Annotated in this window: 13 protein-coding genes; 7 read left to right on the forward strand and 6 right to left on the reverse strand. The window is 72.1% G+C overall.

What is annotated here, in order from left to right; all coding sequences use genetic code 11:
- Positions 1-1,498: 1,498 nt before the first annotated feature.
- Positions 1,499-2,599: a citrate synthase 2 gene (locus ACFYO9_RS21745; protein WP_358778713.1), complete on the reverse strand. Its 1,101-nt coding sequence runs from the start codon at positions 2,597-2,599 to the stop codon at positions 1,499-1,501.
- Between the two features lie 393 nt (positions 2,600-2,992).
- On the opposite strand from ACFYO9_RS21745, the gene pdxH reads away from it, so the two are divergent.
- Entirely contained in the window at positions 2,993-3,631 is a 639-nt protein-coding gene (pdxH, locus tag ACFYO9_RS21750) for a pyridoxamine 5'-phosphate oxidase (protein ID WP_355808051.1), read from the forward strand.
- A 107-nt stretch (positions 3,632-3,738) separates the two neighbouring features.
- Here pdxH and ACFYO9_RS21755 read toward each other — a convergent pair whose 3' ends face one another.
- Complete coding sequence (locus tag ACFYO9_RS21755; protein ID WP_355808050.1) at positions 3,739-4,602, reverse strand: alpha/beta hydrolase; 864 nt, start codon at positions 4,600-4,602, stop codon at positions 3,739-3,741.
- A gap of 642 nt (positions 4,603-5,244) precedes the next feature.
- Positions 5,245-5,937, reverse strand: a complete 693-nt coding sequence (locus tag ACFYO9_RS21760; protein WP_355807864.1) for a metal-dependent transcriptional regulator — start codon at positions 5,935-5,937, stop codon at positions 5,245-5,247.
- Positions 5,938-6,097: 160 nt separating this feature from the next.
- Here ACFYO9_RS21760 and ACFYO9_RS21765 point away from each other — a divergent pair, with 160 nt between their 5' ends.
- Positions 6,098-6,862: an SIS domain-containing protein gene (locus tag ACFYO9_RS21765; protein ID WP_355807862.1), complete on the forward strand. Its 765-nt coding sequence runs from the start codon at positions 6,098-6,100 to the stop codon at positions 6,860-6,862.
- Between the two features lie 6 nt (positions 6,863-6,868).
- Here ACFYO9_RS21765 and ACFYO9_RS21770 read toward each other — a convergent pair whose 3' ends face one another.
- Both ACFYO9_RS21770 and ACFYO9_RS21775 read right to left on the reverse strand, forming a co-directional pair.
- Positions 6,869-8,089, reverse strand: coding sequence for an ATP-binding protein (locus ACFYO9_RS21770; RefSeq protein ID WP_355807860.1), 1,221 nt, complete (start codon positions 8,087-8,089; stop codon positions 6,869-6,871).
- A gap of 53 nt (positions 8,090-8,142) precedes the next feature.
- Positions 8,143-8,811: a response regulator transcription factor gene (locus tag ACFYO9_RS21775; protein WP_355807858.1), complete on the reverse strand. Its 669-nt coding sequence runs from the start codon at positions 8,809-8,811 to the stop codon at positions 8,143-8,145.
- A 120-nt stretch (positions 8,812-8,931) separates the two neighbouring features.
- Between ACFYO9_RS21775 and ACFYO9_RS21780 the strand changes: the two genes are divergently transcribed.
- Genes ACFYO9_RS21780 through ACFYO9_RS21795 form a run of 4 tightly spaced genes read left to right on the forward strand, consistent with a single transcriptional unit; the run spans position 8,932 to position 12,504 of the window.
- Positions 8,932-9,483 (forward strand): hypothetical protein, encoded by a 552-nt coding sequence (locus ACFYO9_RS21780; protein WP_355807857.1) that lies wholly within the window; start codon positions 8,932-8,934, stop codon positions 9,481-9,483.
- Positions 9,480-10,550: a peptidoglycan-binding protein gene (locus ACFYO9_RS21785; protein ID WP_355807855.1), complete on the forward strand. Its 1,071-nt coding sequence runs from the start codon at positions 9,480-9,482 to the stop codon at positions 10,548-10,550. Before ACFYO9_RS21780 ends, ACFYO9_RS21785 begins: the two co-directional genes overlap by 4 nt.
- Before the next feature lie 26 nt (positions 10,551-10,576).
- A complete protein-coding gene (locus ACFYO9_RS21790) occupies positions 10,577-11,278 on the forward strand; it encodes an ABC transporter ATP-binding protein (protein WP_355807853.1) in 702 nt (233 codons plus the stop codon).
- Positions 11,275-12,504: an ABC transporter permease gene (locus ACFYO9_RS21795; RefSeq protein ID WP_355807851.1), complete on the forward strand. Its 1,230-nt coding sequence runs from the start codon at positions 11,275-11,277 to the stop codon at positions 12,502-12,504. The genes ACFYO9_RS21790 and ACFYO9_RS21795 overlap by 4 nt, the downstream gene beginning before the upstream one ends.
- Before the next feature lie 2,285 nt (positions 12,505-14,789).
- Here the strand turns inward: ACFYO9_RS21795 and ACFYO9_RS21800 are convergent.
- Positions 14,790-16,172 (reverse strand): PAS domain-containing protein, encoded by a 1,383-nt coding sequence (locus tag ACFYO9_RS21800; protein WP_358775064.1) that lies wholly within the window; start codon positions 16,170-16,172, stop codon positions 14,790-14,792.
- Positions 16,173-16,796: 624 nt separating this feature from the next.
- Here ACFYO9_RS21800 and iscB point away from each other — a divergent pair.
- Positions 16,797-18,188 carry an RNA-guided endonuclease IscB gene (gene iscB / locus ACFYO9_RS21805; protein ID WP_388666522.1) on the forward strand — a complete coding sequence of 464 codons (1,392 nt, stop codon included), beginning with the start codon at positions 16,797-16,799 and terminating at the stop codon, positions 18,186-18,188.
- The last annotated feature ends 88 nt before the right edge of the window (positions 18,189-18,276 follow it).

Raw genomic sequence — 18,276 nt, forward strand, 5'->3', positions numbered from 1 at the left:
GTGGGAGTCGTGGGACTGGTGGGTTCTCGTGGCGCAGGAGGCCTGTGGGATGGATGAGTTCGGTGGGGCTGATGGGTACGGGGGAGGGGCTGGATCCTGCGATTGCGCACCCGCTGGGCGGCGCGCGGGGGGTGTGTGAAGGGGGGCGCGCGGAGATCCGCCTCGCAACTTTTCCAAAGTAGGTGCCAGACCCCCCCTGCAAAGCTCTCGTGACCCATGAAGCCTGTGGGACGGATGGGTTCAGCGGGGACACCGGGCACAGCGGAAGGCCGAACCCCGCGATCGACCACCCGCCGGGCGGCGCACGGGGCGTGACAGGGGAGCGCTCGGAGATCCGCTTCGCAACTTTCCCAAAGTAGGTGCCAGACCCCCCAGCGCCACGGGCCACATCGGCGGCCCAACACGCACCCCAACCATGGGGCCCCGGGAAGCCGCCGGGGTGGCCGAGCACGCACCCGGACATCGGCCCGCGCCAGGCCGGAGCGCACCCAGCCGCGAAAGCCTATGACCTGAGCCGCGATGCCGAGCGACGAGCCGAGCCCAGCCCCTGAGACCCACCCACGATGGGCGGCCCGCACCCGGCAACGCAAGCCGACGCCCCCGGCGGCGATGCCGCACGGCTGGCCGACCGCCGTGGCTCCTCCCCACGGCGGTCGGCCGTCTAGGGGCCTGGGGGGGGGCGGCGCACTCGGTATGAGAGGGGGCGCGCGACGAACCGATGCGCAACTTTGCCGAAGTTGGTGCCTGCCCCCTGCCCCCGCACCTGAAGTAAGGCCGCTCGCCCGGCCGAGCCCAGACCCTGACGTCGGCTCACGATGGACCGGACCGCACCTGGCGATGAAAGGCGCTGACCCGAGCGGGGACACCGCCGGGCTGGCCGAGCACGCACCGTGGCCCCCGCCCACGATGGACCGGTCCGCACCCGGCGGCGAGAGATGATGGCCCGAGCGGCGATGCCGGGCGGCTGGCCGAGCGCGCACCGAGGCACCCACTCACGATGAGCCGGGCCGCACCCGGCAACGCGAGATGATGACCCGAGCAGCGAGGCCGCCGGGCTGGCCGAGCTCGTACCGTGGCCCCGCCCACGATGGGCCGGTCCGCACCCGGCCGCGAAAGGTGATGACCCGAGCACCGTGGCCAGGCGGCTGGCCGAGCGCGCACCGGGGCGTCGGCGCACGTTGGACCGGGCCGCACCCGGCAGCGAAAGGTGATGACCCGAGCAGAGTTGCCCGCCGCCTCATCCCTGGCCGTCCGGGTCGAAGGTCAAGTCGCGGTGGAGGGACGGGAGTCAAGGGTGGAGCGGAGCGGAATCGGCGAAGCCGACGCCCGCAGGGCGCCCTTTACTGCCGGCCCGGAGGCGCCACACTCCGCAAAACCCCGGGCGGCCCCGGTACGGATCGAAGGCACCGGCCCACCGAAGCGTGACCCCCGGGCCGCGCCCCGGCCGCGTGGGTCGATGACCCGTGCCGGCCCGCCGAAGCCCCCGTACCGGAGACCCTCAGCCCCCGATCTCCCCGTACCCGCTGATCTCCTGAGGAGAGCGGCTCGGAGGGCCCACGTAGCGGGCCGAGGGGCGGACCAGCCGCCCCGTCCGCTTCTGTTCGAGGATGTGCGCCGACCACCCCGCCGTCCGCGCACACGTGAACATCGACGTGAACATGTGCGCCGGCACCTCCGCGAAGTCCAGGACGATCGCCGCCCAGAACTCCACGTTCGTGGCGAGCACCCGGTCGGGCCGGCGGGCGTGCAGCTCGTCGAGGGCCGCCTTCTCCAGCGCCTCCGCGACCTCGAAGCGCGGCGCTCCCAGCTCGCGGGCGGTGCGCCGGAGCACCCGCGCACGCGGGTCCTCGGCCCGGTACACCCGGTGCCCGAAGCCCATCAGCCGCTCACCCTTGTCCAGCGCCCGCTTCACGTACGCGACCGCGTCACCCGTCCGCTCGATCTCCTCGATCATGCCGAGGACCCGGGACGGGGCGCCGCCGTGCAGCGGACCGGACATCGCGCCCACCGCACCGCTCAGCGCCGCCGCCACATCCGCGCCGGTGGAGGCGATGACCCGCGCCGTGAACGTGGACGCGTTCATGCCGTGCTCGGCGGCCGACGTCCAGTACGCGTCGACGGCCTGGACGTGCTTGGGGTCCGGCTCGCCGCGCCACCGCTTCATGAACCGCTCGACGACCGTCTCGGCCGTGTCGATCTCCCGCTGCGGCACCATCGGCAGGCCCTGCCCACGGGCCGACTGGGCGACGTAGGAGAGGGCCATGACAGCCGCGCGCGCCAGGTCCTCGCGGGCCCGCTCCTCGCTGATGTCGAGCAGCGGCCGCAGGCCCCAGACGGGGGCGAGCATGGCCAGCGCGGACTGGACGTCGACGCGGATGTCGCCGGAGTGCACCGGAATCGGGAAGGGCTCGGCGGGCGGCAGGCCGGGATCGAAGGCGCCGTCGACGAGCAGGCCCCACACGTTCCCGAAGGAGACGTGGCCGACCAGGTCCTCGATGTCGACGCCGCGGTAGCGCAGCGCGCCACCTTCCTTGTCCGGTTCGGCGATCTCCGTCTCGAACGCGACGACTCCTTCGAGACCAGGTACGAAGTCGGACATCAGGCGGCTCCTCGTGATGGGTTCGACATGATGGTTGTCGAGTGCGGCAAGCGATCAGCTCATGACCATCGGTCAACCTCGTGACCATCGGTCAAAACTGGGCGAACACGGTCCGGTTACGCGGTCCAATCCGCCCAAGTGTGGCGAATTCGTCGACTCGCGGTCCGGAACGTTCTTCCCGGTGATGCCCAGTGGGGCACGCGGTCACCCCACCGATCCGGCAGCAGGACGATATCCCTTGGTGCCACCTTTCGCGATGCCGTGCGGCACTCAGTGCCACACGTCACCCCGGCGTTCCCACGCTCCGCCCCTCCGGCGTACGGCATACGGCAGGATGACTGTGTGACCGACGCCAGCGCCGCCTTTCCCGCACCCCCGCCCGAGCCGGCCGACATGCGGGAGCAGTACGTCACCCGGGGGCTCGCCGAGGACGAGCTGCCCGCGGACCCGATGGACCAGTTCGCGCTCTGGTTCAAGGAGGCGGCCGCCGACCGGGACGCGGTCCACGAACCGAACGCCATGGTCGTCTCCACGGCCGACGCCGCGGGCCGCCCCAGCTCCCGCACGGTGCTCCTGAAGGGCTTCGACGAGCGCGGCTTCGTCTTCTTCACCAACTACGGCTCGCAAAAGGCCCGCGAGCTCGCCGCCACCCCGTACGTCTCGCTGCTGTTCCCCTGGCACGCGGTGGCCCGCCAGGTGATCGTCTCCGGTCTCGCGGAGCGCGTCGGCCGCGAGGAGACGGTGGCCTACTTCCGCACCCGCCCGCACGGCTCCCAGCTCGGCGCCTGGGCCAGCGCCCAGTCCTCCGTACTCGCCTCACGCGCGGAACTGGACCGCGCGTACGCCGACTTGGCGGCCCGCTATCCAGAGGGCGAACAGGTCCCGGTCCCCCCGGACTGGGGCGGCTTCCGGGTGCGCCCGCTGACGGTGGAGTTCTGGCAGGGCAGGGCGGACCGTTTGCACGACCGCCTGCGGTACGTACGCGCCGAGGCGGGGGCCGCCGCGTGGCGAGTGGAGCGTCTGAGCCCGTGAGGTGACCGGTGGCGGATTCAGCCGACGGATTGAGCCCGTCCGGCGCTTGAGGACGAGTAGGCCGAAGGCCACGACAAACGGCGCCCAACATCGCGCGGGCCCACCACTCACCCCGTCAGGACCCCGTCCAGAAACGGTTCGATCGCGGCCCGCCAAGCCGCCGGCTGGTCGTAGTGCACGAGGTGTCCCGCGTCGGCCACCTCCGCGTACTCCCCGCGCGGCAGGACGCGGACCATCTCCTGGGACTCGGCCCGGCCGAGCTCGCCGTCCTGGCCGCGTACGACCAGCGCGGGGCAGCGGACCTGGATCAGCTCCTCCCAGTGCGCGTCGTGCACCCACGTCTCGCGGGACTCCAGCATCTGGGCGCGGTCGAAGACGGGCCGCCAGCCGTCCGTGCCCTCCCGCATCACCTCGGCGAAGAACTCGCCGCGCGCCGGATTGGGCCGCTCCACCCAGGGGTCGTCCTCGCCGAACCACTTGCGGACGTCGGCGAGCGTCGCGAACGGCACCGGCCAGGACTTGAACCAGTCCTCCCACTCGCGCTGCGAGGCCGCCCCGAGCGCGGACGCCCGCATGTCACAGATGATCAGGCCCCGGACGAGGTCCGGGCGGCGGGCGGCGAGCTGCCAGGCGGTGAGGGCGCCCATCGAGTGGCCGATGAGGACGGCGGGCGCGAGGCCGAGCTGGACCAGGGCGGCCTCGGCGTCGTCCACGTAGGCGTCCCGGCTGAAGGGGCCCGCGGCGGGCTTCTCGCTCCTGCCGTGGCCGCGCTGGTCGAGGGCGACGGCGCGGTGCCGCTCGGCCAGCCAGCGGGCGGTGCCCGCCCAGTGCGAGGCGCGGCCCATCAGGCCGTGCAGCAACAGCACCCCGCCCGGCGCCGCCTCGGCCTCCCGCAGCTTGGGAGGGTCGGCGTACTCCCAGGCGGCGAGGCGTACGCCGTCCGTGCCCGTCACGTCGATGCGCCGCACCATGATTGCTGGCACCCCCCTGGGTTTCGCTCGGGATCCACGCCTGGCCCTGCTCCACGCCCCCGCACGCTATCGAACCCTCGTTCGAAAGCGGCCGCTTCGCCGATAACACCCCTCATTCGAGTGACCGCACTCAAGGATTGACCGGCGCGGCCGAGGGGAGATCTTCAACGGGAGGCGGACCGCTCGGGGAAACCGGTCCGAGGGGAATGACCCTGAGAGCTCGGGGCTCCGGGTCAGCACAGGGGAGGACAGGCCCCGGCGCTTCAGGGCGCCGGGGCCCTCGCCGTGTCCTCGCCGCCGGCGGGGCGCGCGCAGGCGCTCGCCGGGCGGGCGTTCGCGCTCACCAGACGGGCACATCTACAGCCCCCTCTCCGGCCGTGCGGCCAGACCCGGCGCCGACACGGTCCGACACGGTCAAGAGCCCTCAGGTCATATGCCTCTCGCGACAGCCTTGCACGCAAAACGCTCGGGCGCTGCGATTCCGCACACTGAATCTTGGACTCCGCAAGATCTCGTGGAGATCGTGGAGCCCTGTCAACCAACCCTCCGGCAACGGGAGTTGACCACAGCCCTCCGGCGGAACCGCCGGAGCGCGACGTCAGTGCTTACAGGCTTACGGCGCCGGTGCCCGGCCCCGCGGCGTCAGCGCTTGGCGACGAAGACGTGCGAGGCGACCTCCGCGGTGAGCTCCGCGGCCTCACCGCTGCTGCCCACCAGGACGCCGCCCGCCGACTCCGTCACGCTCACCACGGAGCCCGGCTGCACGCCGGCCCGCCGCAGCGTGTACATCAGCTGGGCGTCCGTCTGGATCGGCTCGCCGATGCGGCGCACCACGACCGTCTTGCCCTCGGAGCCCGGGTCGAGCTCCGTCAGGGAGACCATGCCCTCGTCCAGGAACGGGTCCGCGCCGTCCTTCTCGCCCAGCTCCTCCAGGCCCGGGATCGGGTTGCCGTACGGAGACTCGGTGGGGTGGCGGAGCAGCTCAAGGACACGGCGCTCCACCGCCTCGCTCATCACGTGCTCCCAGCGGCACGCCTCGGCGTGCACCTGCTCCCATTCGAGCCCGATCACGTCGACGAGCAGGCACTCCGCGAGGCGGTGCTTGCGCATCACGCGGGTCGCGAGACGGCGGCCCTCCTCGGTGAGCTCCAGGTGCCGGTCGCTGGCGACCGCCACCAGGCCGTCGCGCTCCATGCGCGCCACGGTCTGGCTCACCGTCGGCCCGCTCTGGTCGAGCCGCTCGGCGATCCGGGCGCGCATGGGGACGACACCTTCCTCCTCGAGCTCGAGGATGGTGCGCAAATACATCTCAGTGGTGTCAATCAGCCCCGACATGGGTGCCCCTCAGAATTCGCTCGTGCGCTGGCCCTGCCCTCAATTCTGACGCATACCACTGACAACCGTGCCGCGCCGGTGGAATTCCCGCCCGTGACCGGGCAGAACCGGCCTCCGACGGTGTTGACACGGTGCTGGTCCAGACCGCAACGTGATGCGAATGAGCTCGAAGAGCGAGGGCAAGATGGCAGGTCAGTATTTCGACGCCGCGATCGACCTGCTGCGGCGGGTCCGCGACGAGGAGTCCGGGAACGTCGCGGAGGCGGGCACGCTGCTCGCCGACGCGGTCGAGGCCGGCGGCCGCCTCTTCGCCTTCGGTGCCGGGCACTCCTCCCTCGCCGCGCAGGACGTCGTCTACCGCGCGGGCGGCCTCGCCGTGGTCAACCTCCTCGCCGTCCCCGGAGTGGTCGGCATCGACGTCATGCCCGCCACGCTGGGCTCCGCCCTGGAGCGGGTCGACGGGCTCGCGGGCGCCGTCCTGGACTCCTCGCCGGCCCGCCCCGGCGACGTCCTGGTGATCATCTCGCTCTCCGGGCGGAACTCCCTGCCCGTGGAGATGGCCATGAACGCCCGCGCCCTGGGCCTGAAGGTCATCGGCGTGACGTCGGTGGCGTACGCGAGCGAGACCAGGTCGCGGCACGTGTCCGGCACCTTCCTGAGGGACCACTGCGACGTGGTGGTCGACTCCAAGATCTCGGTCGGCGACGCCGAGCTCACCCTCGACGGCGTCGACGCGCCCTTCGGGCCCGCCTCCAGCGTCGTCACCAACGCGCTGATGCAGGCCATGATCGCCTCCGCCGTCGAGCGGCTCGCCGCGCGCGGCATCCAGCCGCCGCTGCTGCGTTCGGGGAACGTGGACGGCGGACACGAGTGGAACGGGCGGATCCTCCAGGAGTACGGCGACCGGATCTTCTACCGTCACTGACCGACCTCACCGGCTCTGCCCCCGCCCCCTCCGCCCCGCGAACCGCACCCGTACCGTCAGCCCGCCACCCTGCCCGTTCGCCTCCGCCGTGACCTCCGCGTCGTGCGCCCGCGCGATCGCCGCCACGATGGACAGGCCGAGCCCGGCGCCCTCCCCGCGCGCGTGCGTGCGCTCCTGCAGCCGCCGGAAGGGCTCGAAGAGGTGCGGGACGGTGTCCGGCGGCACCTCGGGCCCGGTGTTCGCCACCTCCAGCGAGCCGTCGCCCTCGCCACCGCCACCGCCGATGACGACGTCCACCCGGCCCCCGGGGACGTTGTACCGCACCGCGTTCGCCACCAGGTTGTGGACGAGCCGGTCCAGCAGGACACCGTCTCCCTCCACGGTCAGCGGGTCCGCGCGTACGGACACCGTGACGTCCCGTGCGGCCGCCTCCTCGCCGAGCCCGTCCGCCACGGCGTGCGCGAGCACGTCCACCGCGACCGGCTCACGCCGCTCCAGGCCCTGCTCCGAGGCGGCGAGCAGCAGCAGGCCCTCGATGAGGTGCTCGCTGTCGTCGGCGACCGAGATGAGCTTCGTACGGATCTTCGCCACCCGCTCCGGGTCCGGCTCCCCGGCGAGACCGATCTCCGCCGCTGCCCGCTGCACCGCCAGCGGGGTGCGCAGCTCGTGCGCCGCGTTGGCCGCGAACCGCTGCTGCGCCCCGACCAGGCGCTCTATCCGGTCCAGCATCTCGTCGAACGTGTCGGCGAGGTGCTTCAGCTCGCCCGGCGGCGCGTCCAGCGCGATCCGCTCGTGCAGATTGGCCGCCGAGAGCCGCCGCGCGGTCCCGGCGATCACCGACACCGGGCGGAGCACCCGGCCCGCCATCCACCAGGCCAGGGCGATCGACAGGACCGCGTACACGGTGAGGACGATCACCGAGACCGTCAGGAGCCGGTTGAGCGCGGCCTCTCCGGCGAGGTCGCTGATCTGTGTGACGGCCAGCCCCTTGTCGGTGTCGACCGGCGCCCCCTTCACCCGCTGGGCGGGCACCGCGGACGCCATCACCGTCGGCACGGTGTTCCACGGCGGGACCGGCCCCCGCGGCACGGCCGTCGTCACCGCCGTACTGATCGACGTGTACAGGCCCTGCTGCACCAGCAGGTACACCAGGCCGGTCAGCAGCGCCCCGGCCAGCACGAGCAGCCCCCCGTACAGCGCGGTCAGCCGGGACCGTTCGCTGCCCATCCTTACCTGTACGAGCGGCCCGCGGGCCCGTGCGGCGAACGCCCCGCGGGCCCTCACAGCGAGCGCCCCGTGATCCGGTACCCGGCGCCCGGCACCGTCTCCACCACGGGCGGTTCGCCCAGCTTCGCGCGGAGTTTGGAGAGGGTGACCCGGACCGCGTTGGTGCGGTAGCTGGTGTCCTCCTCCCACACCTGCTCGATCAGGTCCTCGCCGCTGACCACCGCGCCGTCCGCCCGCAACAGCGCCTCCAGGACCGCGAACTCCTTGCGGGACAGCGACAGATGGCGCCCGTCCCTGCTGGCCTGGCGGCGCGCGGTGTCCAGGACGAGGCCGGCCCGTTCGATCACCGGAGGCAGCGCGGGCCGGGCCCTGCGGCCGAGCGCGAGCACGCGGGCGAGCAGCTCGTCGTACGCGAACGGTTTGGTGAGGTAGTCGTCCGCACCCAGCCCCAGACCGGCCACCCGGTCACGCACCGTGCCCGACGCCGTCAGCATCAGGACCCGGGTCAGCAGCCGCTGCTCGACGACGCGGCGGCACACCTCGTCGCCGTGCACGCCCGGCAGGTCGCGGTCGAGGATGAGCACGTCGTACTCGCCGAGCTGCAGTTTCCGCAGCGCGCTCAGCCCGTCGGCCGCGACGTCGACGGCGAGCGCGGCACGGCGCAGCCCGTCGGCGATCATCTCGGCCAGGAATTCCTCGTCCTCCACCAGCAGTACGCGCATGGGGCCCTGTGTACCCGAGAGTGACCTTTCGCCGGTGTAAGCGTCCCCGTTGAGAGAAACGAAACCGGGCTCCCCGCCAGCCTGTGCGCGTCAGTCACGCCACATGTAAGGGGAAGCCGCATGAGGACCGCCCGCACTGCCCGCACCACCCGCACCGTCCGGACCACCCGCACCCGTTCAGTGGCCGCCGCGTCGGCCTTCGCCGCACTCGCCCTGTTCGCCGGGGCCTGCTCCAACGACTCCGGCTCCGACTCCGGTTCCGGCTCCGGTTCCGACAAGGGCTCGTCCGACAGCGCCGACGGCGGCAAGGGCGCCGACGCCGACAAGGCGTTCAAGGAGCGCGAGTGCCTGCGCAAGCACGGTCTGAAGGTCGCCGAGCCCAAGTCCGGCGAGGACGTCCGCGGCATCACCATCGGCGGCGACATGAGCAAGGAGAAGATGCAGAAGGCCATGAAGGACTGCGGCATGGGCGGCGGTTCCAAGGGCGGCGGCATCTCGCAGGCCGACAAGGACAAGATGCTCAAGTACGCCCAGTGCATGCGCAAGAACGGCTTCAACATGCCCGACCCGAAATTCGACGGCGGCGCGATGCAGGCCCAGCCCATGCCCAAGGGCGCCGAGGCCAAGAAGATGGAGAAGGCCGCGGACGCGTGCAAGGGCATCGTCGGATGAGGCGCCGCACCGCGGTCGTCGCCACCGTCGTCGCCTTCCTCGCGATCACCGGCGGCGGGGTGGCCGTCACCGCACTCGCCGACGGCGGCGGCAAGGAGGACTCCGGCCACCGCGAGGCCGGCCTGCCGCCCGCCACCGCGGCCGTCGAGAAGGGCGACCTCAGCAGCGGCACCCAGGTCGACGGCACCCTCGGCTACGCCAAGGAACGCAAGGTCAACGCGGGCACCACCGGCACCCTGACGTGGCGCGCCGACACCGGCTCCACCATCGGACGCGACGGGCGGCTGTACGAGGTGAACGGCGCCCCCGTCCGCCTGATGTACGGCACCGAGCCCATGTACCGCACCCTGAAGAGCGGCGACAAGGGCAACGACGTGCGCCAGCTGGAGCAGAACCTGGTGGCCCTCGGTTACGGGTCCGGGCTCGCCGTCGACGACACGTACACCGACGGCACCGCGGCCGCCGTCAAGCGCTGGCAGAAGGCCCACGACCGCAAGCAGACCGGCCGCGTCGGGCCCGAGCAGATCTCCTTCCAGCCGTCCGCGCTCCGCGTGAAGTCCGCCGGATCGACCGTCGGCGACCAGGTCGCGCCCGGCAGGCCGGTGCTCTCCACGACCGGCTCCGAACGGGTCGTACGCGTCGAACTCGACGTCGCGGAGGGCGACTCGGCGAAGAAGGGCACCAAGGTCACGGTGTCGCTGCCGGACGGCAGCACGGTCAAGGGCAAGGTCGCCTCCGTCGGCAGGACCGCCGAGCCGGGGGACGACCCCAACGACAAGACCCCCAAGATCCCGGTGACCGTCACCTTCGACGACCCCGGCAAGGTCGACGGCTTCGACCAGTCGCCGGTCACCGTCAACCTCACCGGCGAGACCCGCGAGGACGTCCTCTCCGTCCCCGTCAACGCGCTCCTCGCGCTGCCCGGCGGCGGGTTCGGCGTCCAGCTCGTCGAGGGCGGCCGCACCCGGGACGTCAAGGTCGAGCTCGGCATGTTCGGGCAGGGCCGGGTCGAGGTGAGCGGCGGGGGGCTGCGGGCCGGCATGAAGGTGGGGGTGCCGAAGGTATGAACGACCACCGGGACACCCCTACCGTCATGAGCCAGGTGACCCCCACCGTCGTGGAACTGGCGGGCGTCACCAAGGAGTACCCGGGCGGGGTCGCCGCCCTGCGCGGCGTCGACCTGACCGTCGGCGCCGGTGAACTCCTCGCCATCGTCGGCCCGTCCGGCTCCGGCAAGTCCACCCTCCTGCACATCGTCGGAACCCTCGACCGGCCCACCGCGGGCTCCGTCGCCATCGCCGGGCACGACGTCGCCGCGCTCACCGACCGCAGCCTGTCCGCGCTGCGCGCCCGGCACATCGGCTTCGTCTTCCAGGCGTTCCACCTCGTGCCCGGCATCAGCGCCCGCGACAACGTCGCCGAGGGCCTGCTCTACTCCGGCCTCTCCCGCGCGGAACGGTGCCGCAGGGCCGCGTACGCCTTGGAGCGCGTCGGCCTCGCCGACCGCATGCGGCACCGCCCGCACGAACTGTCCGGCGGCCAGAAACAGCGCGTCGCCATCGCCCGCGCGGTCGTCGGCGAACCCGACCTGCTCCTCGCCGACGAACCCACCGGCGCGCTGGACTCCGCGTCCGGCGAGGCCGTCATGGCCCTGCTGTACGACCTCAACGCGGAGGGCGCGACCATCGCCGTCATCACCCACGACACGGAGATCGCCGACCGGCTGCCGCGGCAGGTCCGGATCAGGGACGGCCAGGTCGTCGCGGACACGCGGGGCGCGGAGGTCGCCGCGTGAGGGCCCGTGACCGTGACCGTACGAAGGCGCGCCGCGGGGCCCTCAGGGCGGCACGGCTGAGCCCGCGCGACGTCCTGCACGTCGGCTCCGCGGGGCTGCGCAGCCGGCCCGTACGGGTCGTGCTCTCCGCGCTCGGCATCGCCATCGGCATCGCGACGATGGTCGCCGTGGTGGGCATCTCGTCCTCCAGCAAGGCCCAACTGATGGAGGAACTGGACTCGTTGGGCACGAACATGCTCATCGCCTCGCCGGGTGAGGCGATGTTCTCCGGCGAGAAGGTGAGCCTGCCGAAGGACGCGGCGGGGCGGGTCGGGCGGGTCGACGGCGTCGAGGACGTCGGGGCGACCGGCGATCTCGAACGCTCCGTGCGGCGCAGCGAGAAGATCCCCGAGGACGAGACCGGCGGGATCTCCGTGAAGGCGTCCACGGAGGGGCTGTTGAAGGTGTTGCGCGGCAGGATGGCGCACGGCAGCTGGTTCAACGCGGCGAACAGCCGCTATCCGTCGGTGGTCCTCGGCCACGTCGCGGCGAAGCGGCTCGGCATCACGTCGCCGGGTCAGCAGGTGTGGATCGACGACCGGTACTTCACCGTGATCGGCATCCTCGACCCGCTGCCGCTGGCGTCCGACATCGAACGCTCGGCCCTGACCGGTTGGGACGCGTCGCGCAAGCTGCTCGGCTTCGACGGCCACCCGACGTCGGTGTACGAACGTTCCACCGACGCGACCGTGGGCGACGTACGGCGACTCCTTGCCCCGTCCATCGACCCGGAGAACCCGCGCAACGTCCAGGTCACCGACCCGTCGTCGGCGCTCCAGGCGAAGGCGGCGACGGAGGGCGCGTTCTCCACGCTGCTGCTCGGTCTGGGTGGGATCGCGCTCCTTGTGGGCGGGGTCGGGGTGGCCAACACCATGATCATCTCGGTCCTCGAACGGCGTTACGAGATCGGCCTGCGCAGGTCACTCGGGGCGACGCGGGGCCAGATCCGCATCCAGTTCGTGACGGAGTCGCTGATGCTGTCGGGCCTGGGCGGCATGGCGGGCGTGGCGCTGGGCGCGGCGGCGACGGCGGCGTACGCGCTCTCCGGCGACCTGCCGTGGGTGGTCCCACCGTGGGCGATGGCGGGCGGCTTCGGAGCGACGCTGGCGATCGGGACGGTGGCGGGTCTGTATCCGGCGGTGCGGGCGGCGCGGTTGTCCCCGACGTTGGCGCTGCACGCGGTGTAGGGGGACGGACGGGTTCGGGTGGCCCGGCACCTCTGCTGGTGGCCGGTGTCTTCGGTGGCCCGGTGCCTTTGCCGGTGCCCGGGGCCGCCCGGGGTTTTGCGGAGTGTGGCGGTTCCGGGCCGGAAGTCAAGGGCGCTCCGCTGCGCTACGCGTCGGCTTCGCCGATTCCGCTGCGCTCCACCCTTGACTCCTGTCCCTACACCGCGACTTGACCTTCGACCCGGACGGCCAGGGGTGAGGCGGCGGACCTCTCTGGTCGGGTCATCAGGTCTCGCTGCCGGGTGCGGACCGGTCCATCGTGGGCGGGGGCCACGGTGCGAGCTCGGCCAACGGCCGGTGTGGTCGGGTCATCGGCTTCGCTGCCGGGTGCGGACCGGTCCATCGTGGGCAGAGGCCTCGGTACGGGCTCGGCCAGCCCGGAGGCCTCGCCGCTCGGGTCATTTCCTTTCATGGCCGGGTGCGGACCGGCCCATTGTGGGCGGGGGCCACGGTCGGGGCTCGGCCCGGAGGTCACCCTTCGCTGGCTCGGCGCCTTCGATTCTTGCCGGGGCCGCCCGGGTTTTTGCGGAGTGTGGCGCTTCCGGGCCGGCAGTAAAGGGCGCCCTTCGGGCGTCGGCTTCGCCGATTCCGCTGCGCTCCACCCTTGACTCCCGTCCCTACACCGCGACTTGACCTTCGACCCGGACGGCCAGGGGTGAGGCGGCGGACTCTGCTGGGATGGGTCATGCACTTTCGCGGCCGGGTGCGGACCGGCCCAACGTGGGCCGACGCTCCGGTGCGGGCTCGGTCAGCCGCCCGGCCACGCTGCTCGGGTCATCGGCTTTCGCTGCCGGGTGCGGTCCGGCCCATCGTGAGCGGGGGCCTCGGTGCGAGCTCGGCCAGCCGCCCGGCCACGCTGCTCGGGTCATCAGCTTTCATCGCCGGGTGCGGTCCTGCTCATCGTGGGCGCGGGCCAGGGTTGTGGCTCGGCCGTCCACGCGGCGTCGCTGCCCGGGTCATCGGCTTGCGCTGCCGGGTGCGGTCCGGCTCATCGCGGGCGGCGGCCACGGTGGGCCAGCCGCTCGGCCACGCCGCGCGGGTCATCAGCCTCCGTGGCCGGGTGCGGTGGTCGGGGGCCTCGTGTCTGGCTGTCGCGGTCGAGGGGGCGGGGGCGTGGGCCGGGTTCTCGTGGTCGGGTACCTACTTCGGCAAAGTTGCGAATTGAGACGCCGCGCGCCCCCTCACCACACCGCATGCGTCCCCGGGGACGTAAGCCCGCCTCATGACACCAGGCCCGTCCGCGCTCCACCCTTCCCCTCGGTTACCTACTTTGGGAAAGTTGCGAAGCAGAGGCCCGCGCGCCCCCTTGCCGCGCCCCGCGCGCCGCCCGGCGGGTGCCCGATCGCAGGAGCCGGTCCCTCCGCGAACCCGGTGGCCCCACCGAACCCCTTCGTTCGTCCCACACGAGAACGCTGCTGGGGGTCTGGCACCTACTTTGGGAAAGTTGTGAAGCGGATCTCCGCACGCCCCCCTGCCACACCCCGCGCGCCGCCCAGCGGGTGCGCAATCGCAGGATCCAGCCCCTTCCCCCGTACCCACCAGCCCCACCGAACTCATTCGTCACACAGACCTCCTGCGCCACGCGAACCCACCAGTCCCACAATCTCCAGGACTCGCAGAGGACCCGCCCACCCCATTCCCTTCGGCGGATGGAACGGTTCCGGGGGGCGCTTGAAGCGTGACAGGGGGGCGTGCGGCATATTCATTCGCAACTTTCCCAAAGTAGGTGACAGCCCCCGGGGGCGGCCGACCCCTGTCCCCAGGCAGCGCATCGAACGTGGCACCTGCCGACGATGGCCCGACCAGACGGGCCGTGGGCCGAGCTCGGACCGTGGCCCGCGCCCACGATGGGCCGGTCCGCACCCGGCAGCGAGAGGTGATGGCCCGAGCAGCGATGCCGCCGGGCTGGCCGAGCGCGCACCGTGGCCTCCGCCCACGTTGGGCCGGTCCGCACCCGGCAGCGAGACGTGATGACCCGAGCAGAGAGGTCCGCCGCCTCACCCCTGGCCGTCCGGGTCGAAGGTCAAGTCGCGGTGGAGGGACGGGAGTCAAGGGTGGAGCGGAGCGGAATCGGCGTAGCCGACGCGACGAAGGAGCGCCCTTTACTCGCGGCCCGGAGGCGCCACACTCCGCAAAACCCCGGGCGGCCCCGGTGACCTTCAACGTCTCCGGCCCACACCCTTAGGCCCGCCCCCGCAGGGGGACGACAGGGACGCCCTCGCTCAGGCCCCGCGCCCAGCGGACCCTCACCGGCCCACCCCCAACACCCCCGCCAAATCGAGCGACGCCGCCACCCGAGACGCCACGCTCTCCGCGTACGCCGCGTCACCCCCGTCGAACTGCCCCCGCCCCGGCCCCCGCAAGAACGTCACCACGCCCAGCGTCCGCCCCCGGCTGCGCAGCACCACGCACAGGGCGTGCACCGAGTCCTCGGGCCACTGCCGGGCCGCCGACCACTCCCGTATCCGCTCCGGCGACGCCGCCACGCCCGCGCTGGCCCGCACCGAACCGGTGCGCTCCACGCACTGGGGAGCCGGATGCCCCTCGGGGTAGCGGACCGGGATGCCCGCCGTCGCGACCGGAAGGCAGGGACCCGGCGGCCCCGCGGGCGTCGCGGCGACCCGCACCAGCCGTACCGGGCTCTCGCCCGCGAGCAGGTCCACCAGCGCGTGGTCGGCGAAGCCGGCGAGCGCGAAGTCCAGCTGAACGGTGGCCGCCTCCGTGGGGTCCTCGCACTCCGCGGTGGCCCGCGCCGCCCGATGCAGCTGCTGGGAGCGGAAGCGGAGCTGCGAGGCCACCTGCTCGGTCTGCTTCGCCTCCGTCACGTCCAGGAAGAGCCAGCCCACCCCCAACGGCACCGGCTCCTCCGCGAGCGGCGACGCGAGCCGCAGGAACCCGCTGCGCCAGCAACGCCGCTCCGGCTGCTCCTCCTGGCCCGCCCCGGCCCGTACCGACACCCACAGTTCGGCCGGCGCCGGCGGCGTGCCCTCGGCCAGGACGTGGGTCAGCGCGCTCTCCAGCTCCTCGACGCCCTGCCCGAGCAGATCGGCGAGCGGACGGCCGAGGACGGCGGTGCGGCCGATGCCGAAGGCGCGGGCGGCGTGTTCGTTGACCACGGCGGGGCGCAGGTCCGCGTCGACCAGCACCACGCCCCACGAGGCGTTCTCGAAGAGCGCCTCGCTCAGGGCGATGGACCGCTCCAGGTCGATCTGGGCGTGGACCTCGCTGAAGGCGCAGTACATCCCCGCGGTCTTGCCGTCACCACCCCGCACGGCCGCCGACTGCATCCGTACGAGCACCCGCCCGCCGTCCTTGGTCACCAGCGCGAACTCGTGCACCTGCCGCCCCGGCGCGTCCATCGCGGCCATCAGCCGCCCCTCGACGTCCCCGGCGTCCGCGGCCCGCACCGCCCACCCGGTGAACCCCCGCCGCCCGACGGCCTCCGCCGCCGACCACCCGAGGATCCGCTCCGCCTCGCGGTTCCAGTGCGTCACCACACCGTCGGCGTCGAACGCGCACAACGCGGCGTCCATCCCGTCCAACAGCGCCGCGAGCAACTCGGCCCCGCCGGGCTCGGGTTCTTCAGGACCCAGTTCGTCAGTAGTTCCGCTCTGCCGCGAAGCACTCACCTGGAACCCCCTACGCTGCGCGATCTCCCTGTATCGCAGGTCAGATCATTCAACTGGAACGTGACCCACCCCACAGGTAGTTCCCGGAAGTCGGTGAGAAATCGTTGTGCACTCGATCGATGGTCCAGGCCCGAAAACGGCAGCGCCGGTGCGAAGTGGTCGTTAGCGTCGGTGGCACACGAGAAGGGAGGCCGCTCGCTCCTCGGCCGCACGGCCGGGGTCCGGTCACGTAGTGGACGGGCCGGGTGGCCAGCCCAAGTCGTCACGACCGCGAGGTCAAAGAGGTGCGATTCGATGGCTACGTTTCCTGTGGGCGAGCCGACCCACCCGGGTGTGCTTCCTCAGCGCCCGGCACTGGAACCCGTGAGAGCAGACACCCCCAGGAGCAGGGACGAAACGGCTCGCGGGCACCCCGCCACGGCGCGGGGCACCGGCAGGGAACTTGGGCGAGGGGAGACCGAGGGGCCGGGCACCGAGGCCCGTCGGCGTCACGCCGGCCCTGCCGCTGGAGCGGCGGGAACGGCAGAGACCGGGAGCGGTGACGCTCCCACACCGACCCAGACCTACCAAGGAGGCATAGCGGCGAGCAGGGTCTTCGTGCTCGCCACGGACGGAAAGCCCTTGATGCCCTGTCATCCTGCCCGTGCCCGTGAGCTCCTCGCCAAGGGCCGTGCGGTCGTCGTCCGGCAAGTGCCCTTCGTGATCCGGCTGAAGGACCGAACGTACGAGGAAGCGGAAGTCGAGGGTGTGCAGCTGCGCATCGATCCTGGATCGAAGGGGACCGGCATCGCGCTGACCGACGAGAAGCGGGAGCTCGACGGAGCCGGGCGGGAGGTCACCGTGCGGCGAGGTCTTGTTTCGTGGGAGGTCCGGCACCGGGGCGACCAGATCCAGCACGGCTTGACGCGGCGCAGGGGGTACCGGCACCGGAGGAGATCCGCCAACTGCCGCTACCGGGCGCCAAGATCGGAAAACAGACGCCGCCCCGATGGGTGGCTCGCCCCGTCGCTCCAGCACCGGGTGGACACCACCCACTCCATGGCCCGCCGCCTCTTTCGCCATGCGCCCATCACGGAGATCCACGTAGAGACGGCGCGGTTCGACACTCACTCCCTGAGCGTCGGCAGACAGCTCCGGGGGGCCGAGCATCAGCTTGGTCCTCTCACAGGCACCGATGCCCGCACCTACCTCTACGCACGATGGGGCAAGTCCTGCGTCTACTGCGGAGCCACCGACGTTGCGTTGAACCTCGATCACATTCATCCCCGCGGCCGGAACGGGACCGGGAGGGTCGCCAACCTGGTCCCTTCCTGCGGCGCCTGCAACCGCAGGAAGGGCAGCCGTCGCGTCGGTGAGTACCTCGGTGACGAGCCCGAGCGACTAGCACGGATCCGGGAACAGACAAGCCCTCCCCTGCGGGACGCGGCAGTCATGAACTCCGTCACCGCGCGGCTCGTCTGCGTGCTTCGCACTCTGGGGTCGCCGGTCCTGACGTGGCCCGGACGCGAGACGGCAGCCACCCGCATCGCGATGGGGCTGGAGAAGTCGCACACGCTCGACGCCCTCTGCGTCGGTGCCTTGAACCACGAGCGGGGGGGACGTGCTGGCCCGGGTGCCCGCACGGACCCTCGTGGTGAAGGCCGTCGGACGCGGCTCCTACGCCCGCACCACTTCGGACCGCTTCGGCTTCCCCCGTCTTCTGCGGTCCCGCACGAAAGAACACTTCGGCTTCGTCACAGGAGACACCGTTTGCGCCACGATCCCCTCAGGGAAGTGGGCGGGCGTTCACCAGGGCCGCGTGGCCGTGCGTGCAAGGGGGCAGCACAGCCTCCTCACCCCTGCGGGCCGGATCAACGTCTCCCATGCGCACCTGCGTCTCCTGCAGCGAGGGGACGGATACGCGTACGGCATGCGAAGGGAAAGCACAGCCTCCGGCAGCGAAAAAACCGGTTGAGCGTCTCGGGGTTGCTTCCTAGGGTGTTCATCACTCGAAGAAAGGAGGTGATCCGGCAGTGATTTCATTGCGGACGCGAGAGGTGGCTGCGGGCTAGCGGCCTGCCACCACACCCAGTGCGGTGCCGGACCAGCACGTGAGACGAGCGTG

It is taken from the genome of Streptomyces sp. NPDC005863 (genome assembly GCF_042871345.1).
Lineage (GTDB): Bacteria > Actinomycetota > Actinomycetes > Streptomycetales > Streptomycetaceae > Streptomyces.

Coding starts and splice junctions, on each gene's coding strand:
- ACFYO9_RS21775 (WP_355807858.1), bottom strand. CDS start 8,811: ATGCGCGTACTGCTGGTGGAGGACGAGGAATTCCTGGCCGAGATGATC.
- ACFYO9_RS21755 (WP_355808050.1), bottom strand. CDS start 4,602: ATGGTGCGGCGCATCGACGTGACGGGCACGGACGGCGTACGCCTCGCC.
- ACFYO9_RS21745 (WP_358778713.1), bottom strand. CDS start 2,599: ATGTCCGACTTCGTACCTGGTCTCGAAGGAGTCGTCGCGTTCGAGACG.
- pdxH (WP_355808051.1), top strand. CDS start 2,993: ATGCGGGAGCAGTACGTCACCCGGGGGCTCGCCGAGGACGAGCTGCCC.
- ACFYO9_RS21790 (WP_355807853.1), top strand. CDS start 10,577: ATGAGCCAGGTGACCCCCACCGTCGTGGAACTGGCGGGCGTCACCAAG.
- iscB (WP_388666522.1), top strand. CDS start 16,797: ATGCCCTGTCATCCTGCCCGTGCCCGTGAGCTCCTCGCCAAGGGCCGT.
- ACFYO9_RS21780 (WP_355807857.1), top strand. CDS start 8,932: ATGAGGACCGCCCGCACTGCCCGCACCACCCGCACCGTCCGGACCACC.
- ACFYO9_RS21765 (WP_355807862.1), top strand. CDS start 6,098: ATGAGCTCGAAGAGCGAGGGCAAGATGGCAGGTCAGTATTTCGACGCC.
- ACFYO9_RS21760 (WP_355807864.1), bottom strand. CDS start 5,937: ATGTCGGGGCTGATTGACACCACTGAGATGTATTTGCGCACCATCCTC.
- ACFYO9_RS21785 (WP_355807855.1), top strand. CDS start 9,480: ATGAGGCGCCGCACCGCGGTCGTCGCCACCGTCGTCGCCTTCCTCGCG.
- ACFYO9_RS21770 (WP_355807860.1), bottom strand. CDS start 8,089: ATGGGCAGCGAACGGTCCCGGCTGACCGCGCTGTACGGGGGGCTGCTC.